Annotated in this window: 1 protein-coding gene; it reads right to left on the bottom strand. The window is 66.0% G+C overall.

Features of this window, described 5'->3' with window-relative positions; genetic code table 11:
- Positions 1 to 102 precede the first annotated feature (102 nt).
- Positions 103 to 13,386, bottom strand: coding sequence for a tandem-95 repeat protein (locus tag AAW51_RS17055; RefSeq protein ID WP_157359932.1), 13,284 nt, complete (start codon positions 13,384 to 13,386; stop codon positions 103 to 105).
- Positions 13,387 to 13,401: the final 15 nt, after the last annotated feature.

Below are 13,401 nucleotides of genomic sequence, written 5' to 3' on the forward strand. Positions count from 1 at the left end.
CGGAAGAGGCAAGGAGCAAACCGCCGCCCTTCCCGCCCCGTGCCTCGCGTAGATCGTCGTCATCGGGATCGACGTTCACGCGTCGCGACTTCGCCCCTGCCCTCATCCCACCAAAGCCTCCCAGTTCGCCCGGGCAAACTGCTCCAGCTCCTGCAGCCACTCCTCATTGAGGGCGCTGCTGCGCTCGCGCTCGGCGGCCTCCTCTTCCTCCCACGTACGAGGCGTGCTGAGTGCCAGCGAGATGGTCAGTGCCCCGGTTTCGTCCACCATCGGTCCCACCACGATAGGCGTTGCAGACACTGTGCCTGTCGCCGCGGCGGTCGTCGTGCTGCTCGTCCCGGCCGTCAGCACGACGTACGGGTTGACGCCGACCGGGGTGTCCACCGGCGTGCCGCCGAGCACGCAGACCTGCAAGCTCTGCGTGACGCTGGTGCTCGAGCCGTTCGACGCTTCAGTGCTGGTCGCCCTCACCTGCAATGACAGCAGGCCAGGGCATCCCGCCGGCGGCGTCAGGCTCAGCAGGGCCAGGTTCCAGCCACTGAGGTCGACGCTGCCCGCACTCGTGAGCGTGACCGACCGGGTGCCGTCCGACACCGTCGCCCCCGCCGGCAAGCCGAGCAGTTCCACCTTCAGCGTCTCAGACCCGTCGGTGTCCGTCAGGCTCGCATTGACGATCGGCAATGCGATCGCCGTGCCCGCTAGGCCATACACCAGGTGGTTGCCGGTCGGCAGCGTCTCGACGATGCGGATGTCGTCGATCATGGCGCCGCGCCCATGGTTCGCCGTCGGTCCCCCTTCGATCCGGATGCTGATCTCACGCTCGCAGCCGTTGCCGGTGAACTGGAAGCTCAGCGCGCGCCAGTTCAGCGCCGTGGCGCCGCTGGTATTGGCATAGCTGCCCACCAGCTGGCCGTCGACATAAATGCCGACCCGCGTGTTGGCTTCGGGCAGGCCCAGAGCCCCGGCGTAGTCGAAGCTGAGCGTGTAGATCGCACCGGCGATCGTCTGCACGTCGCGCTCGATCCCCAGCGTCTGGTGCCCTTCACCGATACCGTTGTTCAGCTCCAGCCAGTTGCGGCCATTGCCGGCCGCCGCCTGCACCGTCACGAACTGGCCCGCGGCATTGCGCATCTGGTCGCCGCTGCTCCAGATCTCAAACGCCGTCTGCTTGCCGAACTCGGCATGCATCACACGCCAGCCTTCCAGTGTGCTCCACGGCGCCCCGGCCACGATGGTGGCGTTGCGGTTGCGATTGGCCACGCTCTCCCAGCTGGTGCTGAGCATCTCGCGGCTGACGTCGACGTCGCGTGCCGTCAGGGTCAACACCGGGGCGTCGGCCACGGCAGCGACTTGCACGGCCAACTGCTTCGAGACGGTGGCGCGGCCGCCGGTGGCCGTCTCGATCGCGGTGGCTTGCACCTGCAGCTGGAGCACGCCGCTGAAGTTGGCCGGCGGTTGCAGCGCCAAGGTGGCCGTGTTCCAACCCGACAGGTTGGCGACCCGCGCCGCCTCCGTGACGGTGAAGCTGCGCACGCCGTCGCTCAGCACGCTGCCGATGGGCAGGCCCATCATCGTGAGCACCATCGTCTCGGAGCCGTCGTTGTCGGCCAGCGCGGCGGCGATGCCTTGCAGCGGAATGCGGCTGTCTTCGCTGCCGCGGTTGAGCTGCGTGGTCTCGCTCAGCGCGATGTCGTCGATCATCGTGCCGCGGCCGCCCTCGTGCAGACGGGTGGCCTCGCTGACGATGCGCAGCCGCTGCGCCCCACCGGTACCGGTGAAGCTGTAGCTGAGCGTGCGCCAGTCGAGCGAGCTGCTCGGGCTGGTCGGGCTCACCGAGGCCAGCTTCACGCCGTCGAGGTAGACGGCGATGCGGGTGTAGTCCGAGCCGAAGCCCAGGCGTCCTGCGACGTCGAAGCTCAGCGTGTAGCTGGCGCCAGCGACCGTCTCCACGGTGCGCTCGATGCCCAAGGTCTGGTGCTGGGCGCCGCCGGCGTTGTTCAGCTCCAGCCACTGGTTGCCGTTGCCCTCGCCAGCCCGCACGGTGCGCAGGTTGTTGTAGGCGTCGGCCATCCGGTCGCCGGTGTTCCAGACCTCGAAACCGTCCTGGCCGCCGCAAGACGGGTCCGGATCGGTGATCAAGCGCCACCCGTCGAAGACGGACTGCTGCACCAGCGTCGACTGGGAGTCGACGTTGGGCGCACCTTCCCAACCGGTGCGGAACAGCTCGCGGGTGCTGCTGTTGGCGCCCGTGAAGTTCAGCGTCGGTGCATCGGCGAGCGCGGTGATGTCGAGGTTCACGAAGACCTCGGCGGTGTCCACCAGGCCGTCGCCGGCCACATAGCCCAGGCGGGCATAGTGGCTGCGGCGGTTGCCGTAGCCGGCGTGGACATACCCCTCGCCGCCGGAGGCGTTGGCTTCAGGCACGAAGTGCAACACACCGGCTGTGATCTCGGCCTGGGTGAAGGTCTCGCCCGCCACCACGTCGAGCCATGTGCCGTCGGCGGTATGCCGCTGCAACACACCTTCGGCCGGCAGCGTCGTGATGCGGATCGCCATGGCGTCACCGTCGACATCGACCACATCGAAGTCGCTCCAGGCCAGCACCAGCGCCTGGTCTTCCTCGCCGATGGCCGTGCTGTCGAACGCGACCGCGGCGTCGTTGACCGCCTCGATGTTGACGCTGACGCTGGCCACCGCCGAGGCGGCGGGCCCGTCGCTGACGCGCAGGCTGAACGTGTCGACGCCGTAGAAGTTGGCGTTGGGCACGTAGGTGTAGCTGCCGTCAGGATGGATCGTGACGGTGCCGTGGGCCGGGCCCTCGACCAGTTCGAGCGTCAGCACGTCGCCGTCGACGTCGGTTGCTTGGGCCAGTGCATCGGCGGTCACACTGCCGTCCTCGGCCATCTGCAGCGTGCTGTCGGCCAAGGTCGGTGCGTCGTTGACGGCGGCCACGGTGATCGACAGGGTTGCCTCGTTGGAGCCGAGTTCGCCATCGCTCAAACGGAAGCGGATGGCATCGGTGCCGTGGTAGTTGGCATGCGGCACGTAGACATAGCGGCCATCGTCCCCACGCACCAAGCTGCCATGTGCCGGGCCGTCAACGATCACGGCGGTGAGGGCCGCGCTGCTGTCGACGTCCAGGCCGTAGGCGGCGAAGTCGATGTGGAGCGTGCCGTCTTCGTCGAGGGCAAGGGCAGCATCGCGGGCCACAGGGGCGTCGTTGACCGACTGCACATTCAGGGTCACCGTGGCCACGTTCGAGTCCACCGTGCCGTCGCCGACGCGGTAGGTGAAGCTGTCGGTGCCATTGAAGTCGGCCGCCGGGGTGTAGCTGAAGCTGCCGTCGGCGTTGACCGTCAAAAGGCCGTGCGCCGCGCCGGCGATCACCGTCGCTGTCAACGTGTCACCGTCAACATCGCTCGCACCCGCCAACAGGTCGAGCCGCAGCACGCCGTCTTCGGCCATCGCCAACTGCGCGTCGGCCAGCACCGGGGCATCGTTCACCGCGGTGACCTCGAAGCTGAAGGTGGCTTCGTTCGAGACGAGCTCACCGTCGGTCAGCGCGAAGCGCAGGCGGTCACTGCCGTTGAAGTCGGGCGCCGGCGTGTAGGTGTAGGTGCCGTCGCCGTTGTCCATCAGCGTGCCGTGGGACGGGCCCGCCACCACCAGGCTCTGCAATTCGGCGTCGGCGTCGACGTCGAAGCCGAGACTGCGCAGGTCGATCACCACGCTGCCGTCTTCGGTCACCATGGCGCTGCCGTCTTGTGCCACCGGTGCGTCGTTCACCGCGGTCACGCCCAGCGTGACGGTGGCGAGAGTCGACGCGCCGGCACCGTCGTCGACACGGTAGGTGAAGCTGTCGCTACCGTTGAAGTCGGCCACCGGCGTGTAGGTGAAGCTGCCGTCGGCGTTGACGCTCAGGCTGCCGTGCGCCGGGCCGGCGACAACGGCTGCCGTCAGGGCGTCCCCGTCGACGTCGGTCGCGCCTGCAAGCGGGTCGATGTGCAGCGCACCGTCTTCGGACACCGTCAGATGACGGCCCGCGACCACCGGGGCGTCGTTCACCGGCACCACCGTCAAGGTGACGGTCGCCAACTCGGAGCCACCCTGCCCGTCGCTGACGCGGTAGGTGAAGCTGTCGCTGCCGTTGAAGTCGGCCACCGGCGTGTAGCTGAAGCTACCGTCGGCGTTGACACTCACGCTGCCGTGCGCCGGGCCGGCGACGATGGCCGCGGCCAGTGCGTCACCGTCCACGTCGCTGCTGCCTGCCAGCGGATCGACACGCAGCACCCCATCTTCGTCCACCGTCATGTGGCTGTCGGCGACCACCGGGGCATCGTTCACCGCGGTGACGTCGAAGCTGAACGTCGCCTCGTTCGAGGTCAGTTCGCCATCGCTGAGCGTGAAGCGCACACTGTCTCGGCCCTTGAAGTTGGGCGCGGGCGTGTAGGTGAAGGTGCCGTCACCGTTGTCCACCAGGGTGCCGTGCGACGGGCCGGCGACCACGACGGGCTGGAGCTGAGCGCCCTCCACGTCGAGGCCCAAGGCACGCAGGTCGACCACCACCGCCCCGTCTTCGTCCAGTGCGGCCCGGCCGTCTTGGGCGACCGGCGCATCGTTGACACCCGTCACGGTCAGTGTGACCGTCGCGAGATTGGACGCCTCAGTGCCATCGCTGACACGGTAGGTGAAGCTGTCGCTGCCCTCGAAGTCGGCCGTCGGCGTGTAGGTGAAGCTGCCGTCGGTGTTGAGGCTCAGGCTGCCGTGCGCGGGGCCGGCAACGACGTCCGCACTCAAGGCGTCGCCATCGACGTCGGTCACGCCGGCAAGCGGGTCGATGCGCAGCACACCGTCTTCGGACACTGTCAGGTGTCCGTCGGCGATCACCGGTGCGTCGTTCACCGCCGTCACGTGGAACGTGAAGGTCGCCTCGTTCGACACGAGGTCGCCGTCCGTCAACGCAAAGCGCAGGCTGTCGCGGCCGTAGAAATTCGGCGCGGGCGTGTAGGTGAACGTGCCGTCGCCGTGGTTCAACAGCGTGCCGTGCAACGGTCCGGTCAGGACCACGGCCTGCAACACCAGGGTGTCCACGTCGAGGCCCAGGGTGCGCAGGTCGATCACGGCGCTGCCGTCCTCGGCCAGCGTGGCACTGCCGTCCTGGGCGATCGGCGCATCGTTCACCGGCGAGACGGTCAGCGTAACCGTCGCCAGTGACGACTCGCTCTGCCCATCGCTGACGCGATAGGTGAAGCTGTCCTCCCCGTGGTAGTCGGCGTGGGCCGAGTAGCTGAAGCTGCCATCGGCGTTGAGCGTCAGGCTGCCATGCCGCGGCCCGCTGACCACCACCGGCGCCAGCACGTCTGCGTCCACGTCCTGCGCTCCGGCCAACAGGTCGACGCGCAAGCTTCCGTCCTCGGCCAGCGTGGCGGCCTGGTCTGCCACCACCGGAGCGTCGTTCACCGGCATCACGGTCAGCCACACCGTCGCCACCTGCGACTCGCCCTGGCCATCGCTGATGCGATAGGTGAAGCTGTCGCTGCCGTGGAAGTCCGGAGCCGGCGTGTAGGTGTAGCGACCCTCCGCGTCGGTGGTCAGCACACCGTGGGCCGGAGCCGCGACGATCACCGGGGCCAGCGAATCGCCGTCCACGTCGATCGCACCGGCCACCAGATCGAGGTGCACGCTACCGTCCTCCTCGACACTGGAGGTAATGTCTTGCACCACCGGCAGGTCGTTGACCGGTCGCACGGTCATCCGGACCGTCGCGATGGTCGACTCCAACTGGCCGTCGCTGACGCGGTAGCTGAAGCTGTCTTCACCGTGGAAGTCGGCTTGCGGCTGGTAGTCGAAGCTGCCGTCCGCCCGCAGCGTCAGGCTGCCGTGTGCCGGCGGCGTGACGAGGTGCGCGGTCAACGCGTTACCTTCCGCATCGCTCGCTTTTGCCAGCGGGTCGAATTGCGACACGCCATCCTCGCCGAGCTCGACGTGTTGCTGCTGCTGCAGCACCGGCGCCGTGTTCAGCGATCCGAGCAGTTGGACGTCCTTGAGCTTCACATAGCCGTCGGCAACGCCGAAGCCGATCAGGTCGAACGACAGCTCCAGCGCGGTGCCCCGCGCCACCTCCGTGATGTCGACATAGTAGGTGGTCGAGCCTTGCGTCTTGCCGTCACGGGCCAGCACCCCGCTGGAGAGGTACTGCTGCCCGCCGCCCTGCTGGTTCAGACCTGCGTCGGTGCGCGACAGCGCCAGGGACGGCAACACGGAGCGGCCGTCAGCCGCGTCTCGCAGCGCAAACTCGAACGCATCGGCGATGCTCGCGCCGCCTTCGCCGAGTCGATGGTCCGACACGGTGAAGGTGAGGTAACGCTGGCCTTCCATCACGACGAAGGTCTGACGCAGGCCGCTGTGGACGCGGTCGCTCTCGTGCAGCACGGCGGCGCCGCCGTCTTGCCAGTCGATGGTGCCGCGCGCTTGCCAGCTGGTCGCGTCCTCCAGACCCTTCATCTCGTGCCCGGTCGCCGGCACACCCGCAGCGCTCGCAAGGCCCGTCTCCGGGGTCGTGGAGAAGCCCAGGAAACCGCCGGAGTCCGTCGGCTGGTCACCTCCGGAACCTGTCGCGGCTTCGCCCTCGGAAGGGGCGAAGTTGACCCGCCTGCCGTTGGACAGGTTGTACAGGTATTGGATGACCCCGTCGATGTCGCTCGCCGCCACTGTGCGGCCCCGCAGGGACCCATGCTCTGTCGTCTCCAGCAGGCCGTGGTTCGGGGCGTCAAGCGCGAGCGCCAACAGGTTCTGCTGAATCGGCGTCAGGTTGCGCATGCCGAACTGGGACATCAGGGACTCCTGAAGGTCCAGAAGTTGACGCACCCCCCCGCTCTGCACATAGGCGTCGGGCAGGCCCAGGTTGTGCGCGAACTCGTGCGCAGCCACCCAGCCCACTCGCTGGCCCAGGCGCTTCCAGGCCAGGTCTGTGTCCGCGTCGCTCGGCAGGTCCACCAAGACGTCTCGAAGCACCTGCCCCAGATACAGCATCGCCCGCTTGGTCGGGTCGGAAAGCGCTCCTGCCCGGTCCCCGTTGAGCACCTTCGACAGCAGGTACAGCTTCTGCTGCGGCTGCAGATCGGAGCGGACACTGTCACCGCTCATCAGCAACCGTTGCAGTTCGCTCACCCAGAGGTCCTGACCGGCCGTACCCGCAGTGCCAGTGAATTCCCCCTCACCCTGCCATTTCACAAGCAGCGAGTTCTCATTGCTCGCCGGCGCGCGGGTCGCTGTGCTGATCTCGAGGTCACCGCGTGACCACAGTTCGTGGAACACGCCCTGGAGTCCGTCACCGCCCTCGTAGAGCACCTCCCGGACCGCCGTCGAGAAGGCCTGTCCTTGGAACGGCGCCAGCAAACCGGGTTGAAGCAGCGCAAGGCGCTGCAATTGCTCGGAGGTCAACGAAGCCTTGAAGGCGTCCACGACGAGCAGCTCATCCAGCCGCTGTCGATCGCTAGGCCACATTTCGCCCTGCGCCTCCAGCTCGCGCAGCCTGTCGATCTGGGCACGGGTGTCGCCGACGAGGTAGCCGACAAATCGCTGGACCTGCGCGGTAATGTCCGCGCTGTTGACGTGCAGCCGCTGAGGTTCGACAAGTACGGCTTGCAGCTTGGGCTGTGCAACCACCACGCCCGCGGCCTTCATCGTCAGGTCGACCGACAGGTTCGAGCCGAGCAAGGACCTCGCATCACCCCCTTTGACGATGATCAGCGTGGTGTCTTTCTCGCGCTTCTTTGCTGCAGCCGCAATCGCAGGCGGCAGCGCCGAGGCGGGATCGTCAACGCGCATCTGGTCGATCACATCGGGAAGGTTCTTGACCTCCACCAGATTCAACGGCAAGCCCGCGCCTGCGACCGGCGCGATCTCCATGCCACCGGGGTTGTAGACCCGCAGCGCGCGCTCTCCATTGGGACCTCCCAGCATTCCTCCTGTGAGGTTGACGTCGGTACCCGTCCTCAGGTCGCGCATGTGGACCACACCGTCCTTTCGGCTGGCGTCCGATAGATCGATCATGTAGTAGAGGCTCACCGCGTCCTTCTGCACCACGCCACTGCCCACCGGGCTCGTTTCCACCTGCAGACGAGCGAAAGCGATCGCGACGTCGTACGGCAGGGTGTTGTAGGTGCCGCTCTCTTGATCGTACCCGGCGAGCTTCTTCAGAAGATCCTCGTTGGCATGGGCGCGCAGGTCGAGGACGTACTCCTCGCCTGGCTCAAGCACGCGTGCGAACTCCCAGTTGCCGTCCATCAGCTGGCTGGTAGTTGCGCCGGTGCTGGCGTCCGTGGTGCGGTGCTGCAAGAAGGCGTCTCCGTCCACCTTCAGGCGGATCTGCGCCCTCTCAGCACCGCTGTTGCGCAACGTCACCTTGTGCTGGTCGACGCCGTGTTGCTGCACACTGACGAAGGGATCGGTGGTCCGGAGATCGCCCACGTTGGCCTGCGGGTCCACGTCGACAAAGTCTTTGAAGAAGACGATGCGGTCCTTCGCCTGGTCGGCGTTCCCTTCCGCTGCACTACTGTCGGTGATCTCGAGGTCGGAGCCCAGGCGGATGTTGTCGATATAGAAGCTGCCCCACGTGTCGTCGGACACTTTGAAGTAGAACGTTCCTACTTGGCCGCGCAACGCCTCCGGCACGGCGATCTTGATCTGCTGGTAGGCACCGTCCAACAAGGCCACCGGCTTCTTGTCAAACGAGAACCGCAATCCAGACGGAGGAGTTGCGGCGGTTCCACCGACACTCCAAGGCTCGAAGACCACCTCCAGCGTTCCGGTTTCGAGGCTGTCGCTCGCCAGATCGAAGCTCAACGACGTGGCGTCGATCGGGAAATACATCCGGTTGTGCCAGAGTTCGTCGCCGCCCCCCAGCTCGACTCGATGCTCTGCGATGCTTTGATATCCATTCAGGAAGTTGGCCACGAGCGATGGGCCGGCGCCGAGGAAGAAGGCCGCCGAGGTCAGATTCCTGATGTTGGCCCCAGGGAACTGTTTCGTGCCGTTCGCCGCAACATCCAAAAACTTGTTGATCGCAGAAACGACCGTATTCACTCCCCCAGGCACGTTGTGGCGCGCAAAACTCGCCATCATTCGTTGCCTGAACCCGTCGAAGGCGTCCACGACCGCGTTGACCGATACCTCCAACGGATCTAGGCCGAGCTTGCCCGTCGCCAGCGGGGTCTTCCTCAACTTCCCGAGCAACTCGCCGATCGATTGATAGATATCGCTGTACAGGCCGGCAGTGAATCCCGGCAGGTAGTCGCGCTTGAAGGCGTCCCACCAATCCTGGCGCAACCCGTTCCAGTCGAGCACATCAACCCCCTGGTCCAGGTCATTCGACAGACGTTCCTTGTACTCGTCCAGCAGCTGCGGCGTGTTCACCGGCTTCGTCCAATTGTGGCGCGACCAGCCCGGCAGGTTCCAGCTGAAGATTGGGAAGCGGCCAAACTGCGTGCGGTCGCCCGCCTCAAAGTTGCCGTTGAAGACACCGGGGACGGCTTCAAGGTCGCGTCCGCGTTCGGTGTTGTCGGCAATGACCGGCTCGCGGCCCTCGAGCGGTCGCAGCCCCGCCCTCGAATCTGCGCCGTACAAGCCGCCGCCCTGTACCGAGTACGCCCAACCCTCTCCCAAGCCTTCCTGAACCACAGTCGAGGTGTAGTCGCCGTGTGCCTGGACGAAGGCGGCGGTGGCGATCGTCTGATTGCTCAGCGTATTCGAGACGCGATAGCTGTACCAGGGCTTCCAGTCCCGCAACGAGTCGAAGGTGTAGTTGTAGTTGCTATAGAGCCAGTCGCCGCCGAAGGCGTCCACCTTTCGTCCATAGTCTTGCAAGCCCCGCAGGATGGGGTCCGCCTTTCCTTCCGCAGGGTGAGGTTTAGTGTCGCTAAAGCGACGCAGCGCCAGGTTTGCCGTGCCCAGGTACCAGGTTGCGACGCGCTGGTGCAGCGTGCCGATACCGTTGATGATCGGGTACTCATCGTCATTGCCGATGTGGAATCCGTAACGCCCATCGAGTCGGACATCGATCGCGGCACCCGCGTTCCACATGGAATGACCGTAGGGCGTGCCCGTGTGCTGAGTGTCGATACTCGTATACAGATACTCGACCACCGGGACGTTGGTGAACCACTGGTCGCCGGGTTGCTTCGGAATCTCCTGGTAGTAGTTGTCCGCGAAGGTGACGTTCTCCCAGATCTTGATGTCGGGGTCCTTGTAGTCCCCGGCCGCGATCTTGTCCAGGCCGTAGGGCTTGAGTACGGCGTCGACAAAGAGGCCGCCCCAGTTGGCGATGGCGATAGCCCACCGGCCAGCAAGCGCAAGGGACCCGCTCAACGTCGCCGCCGTCCCTACAAGCGCCAATCGGCCGAACATCGCCCCAAAGTCCAGCTCCAGAGAACGCTGCTCGCCGTCGAACGGATCGAGCGTGGTCATGTGAAGGTCAAGACGGTTGGAGGGATCGTCGCTTTCGCGGTTCACACCTTGAACCTGTTGTAGCGAATCGGCGTAGCGTCCCAGGCGTTGGATGATCTCGCTGTTGACCACAGCCCCACGACCGTGCCCGATGAAGTGCAGGTGGGAGTTCAGCAGACCCCCGCGGAAGCCGGCTGCTGCGGTGCCACGATGCAACTCGACCAGGCTCGCGAAGAGCGCGTCCGCGGCGCCTTCGGCAAAGCCGGTGTCCGTGGTCGACGCATCACTGAGCCAATTGGCGATCAGGATCAGCGCACCACCATTCTTGGGAATGCGGTTGATCGAGACGTCAGCCCAGCGAGTGCCCTTGGCGCCGATCCATCCCCCCGTGCGCGGGTCGTACTCCAGCACCGTTGCTCCAGACTTCTCGGCCATCGCCGCCGCCATCAGCCGTGTCCCCGTCAGCGTGTCATTGCCTTCGAAACCCAGTGAGCGGGCGAACTCGGGCAAATACGTTCCGCCGATGATCTCGTCGACGGCAAAAGGCGTCTGGAGCGTCGGCGTCAAGATCGTGACGCTTGAGAACTGATTCTCGAATTCAGCCTTGACTGGCGCCACCGTGAACTGCTTGTAAGTGCGCACGACCGAGCCGGACGCGGTTCGGCCCTCCACGCCCACCCAGTAGGTCTGGCCTGCTGTCAGCTTCACCTGCCGACCCAACACTTCGGCCAGGTCGACCCGGAAAGGATCGTCGCTGGCCGCTTGCGACCGGTTGACGTGGGCTGTGGCCACGCGCCCGGGATTGCTGTCGGCCAGCAATTCGCGCTGCAGGAGGCTCAAGTCACCCGAGGCATCGGAGCCGCCGAACAACGAGAACAGTTCCAGCGGCTTGTCTTGCGGCCACAACCCGTCACCTGGGCCGAAGGTGCTGACGTAGACGCTGTATCCGGTGAGCGGAACACCGGTCTGCAGGTAGAACACCGGTTCACCATGGGCGGGCGCGGTCATCGCGTCGCGAGCAAGATGACCGCTGCCGACTAGACTGCCGTCCGGGGAACCGTTCGCCGACACGATGTTCAGCGTGGCACGCTTCGGCGCCATGCCGACCACGTGGCCGCCGTACTCGTGCGGCGTCACACTGGGGATCTGATCGCCCCCGCTGTTCATGCGATCGAAAGGCAGCGGTGCGGTCTGGCTGCGGTTGTTCAGGGAATTGACCTGCGCATGAATGATCAAGTCCTGCGCGTCAAACACCAGCATGCCGAAGCTGATGGTGCCAGTCAGGCCCCCCTCGTCGTGCATGTAGGTGGCCCACAGCTGGCTACCGTCGGGGCTCAACGTCAGCTTGTCGAGTGTGCCGCCCTTGAACGGCGTCGTGGTGCCCAGAAACTCCGGTTGGCCGTTGCGGCCGAACGGGTCTTTCACCACCGCGATCTTGCCGCCCACCTGGCGGCCCGCATTCGAGAGGTCGAGGTAGGGCAGGTGGTAGTCGGCGATGAAAGCGTACTCGTTGCCTTGGAACTCCGTCACAGCCACGCCCTGCGTGCGCTGGAAGTTCAGGCGGTACTTGCCCACCGTGAAGAGACCGCTCGTGTCCAGGTTCAGCACGCGTGTCGTCGGGGTGGCGCTGAGGCTGCCATCCTGGGGATCGAGCGCGAAGCTGACGGACACGGCGCCGCGTGCGCCGTCGAACGCATTCGTGAACAGGAAGTCACCGGGCCGGCTGCCGGAGACGACAAACTGCGTGCCCCGCCCTCGACTCTCGGGATGGACGATCTCTCGCAGCGAACGCGAGGCCGTCAAAGAGGCAGACCATCTGGCGGTACCCAACTGGTTCTCAGCCTCCAGCCCCACCAGGTCGAGGACAAACGCCTTGCCGATCTCCATGTCGTATCGGTTGATCCCCAGGGCGCCGGTCGCCACGGTCACCGCCAGGTAGCGCGGCCGCCCTTGCGCATCTCGGTTGACCGCCAGGTCGGCATAGCCGCCGACGGTGTTGGACAGCGTGCTGGGCAAACGGATCTGCTGCACGTGGCCGTAAGCCTGCGGCGCGGACAGGTCGATGTTCACGCGCATCAGGCGGTAGCCGCCCTCCGGGCGCCCGGCAGTGACGTATCGATCGCCTTCAGCGATGTAGAGGTGGTCGCCGGCCACCGCAATGCTCGCGATGTTGGTTGAGCCGCCGCCGACTTCGATGATGTCGACGAGGTCGAGGCTCGCCATGTCGAGCACCATCACTCGTCCGTTGTACGAAGCGATGAACGCCAAGGTGCCGGCGTCGTTGAAGGCGATCTGGTCGGTCTTCCAACCGCCCACCGCCGCGCTGACGCTGGACCGCAGCTCAAGGGGCAACCGAGAGAACGCCTCGGCCCAGGTCTGCTCCTTCACCAGCTGCAGTTGCTGGTCGGGGCCGGTCAGCGTGCCATCGGCGTTTCTCACCGTGTTCGCGACGTGCTTGAAGAACCGGATGCCGAACGCCGACGTGGTGAACGACACGTCGGTCTTGGGCTGGAAGGTGGCGGCGCCGCTGCGCGAGCCTGTGCCCGCTTCCTGGAACTCGAAACGCCCAGGAGACGTCTCGACCTTGACCAGGCGCTCCACGTACAGTTCGTGAGCAGACAGCGCCACTCCAGGCGGAAGCGCCACCGTCAGGCGTGAGCCGCTCCACTGGGCCTCGATCGCCTGATAAAGGCGGCCATGCGCCGGCTCATCCCAGCTCGCCTCGTCCGGCCCGGGCGTGTAGCCCACCGGCTTGATCCACACGACGAACTTCGTGTTGTCCGGCGTGACTTGACTCTGCGGCGTCGGCGCCAGCTGACCCATGTCGATGTTCAGCACACCGTCGTCGAGCGAAATCTGCTCGATGACCGGCGCGTCGGCAGTGCGGTCGTTGAACTCGGCAACCCGGATGCGGACCGTGTTCGTGGCAGGGTCGCGCACCAACTCGACCGGCGC

The organism is Caldimonas brevitalea (genome assembly GCF_001017435.1).
Taxonomy (GTDB): domain Bacteria; phylum Pseudomonadota; class Gammaproteobacteria; order Burkholderiales; family Burkholderiaceae_C; genus Caldimonas; species Caldimonas brevitalea.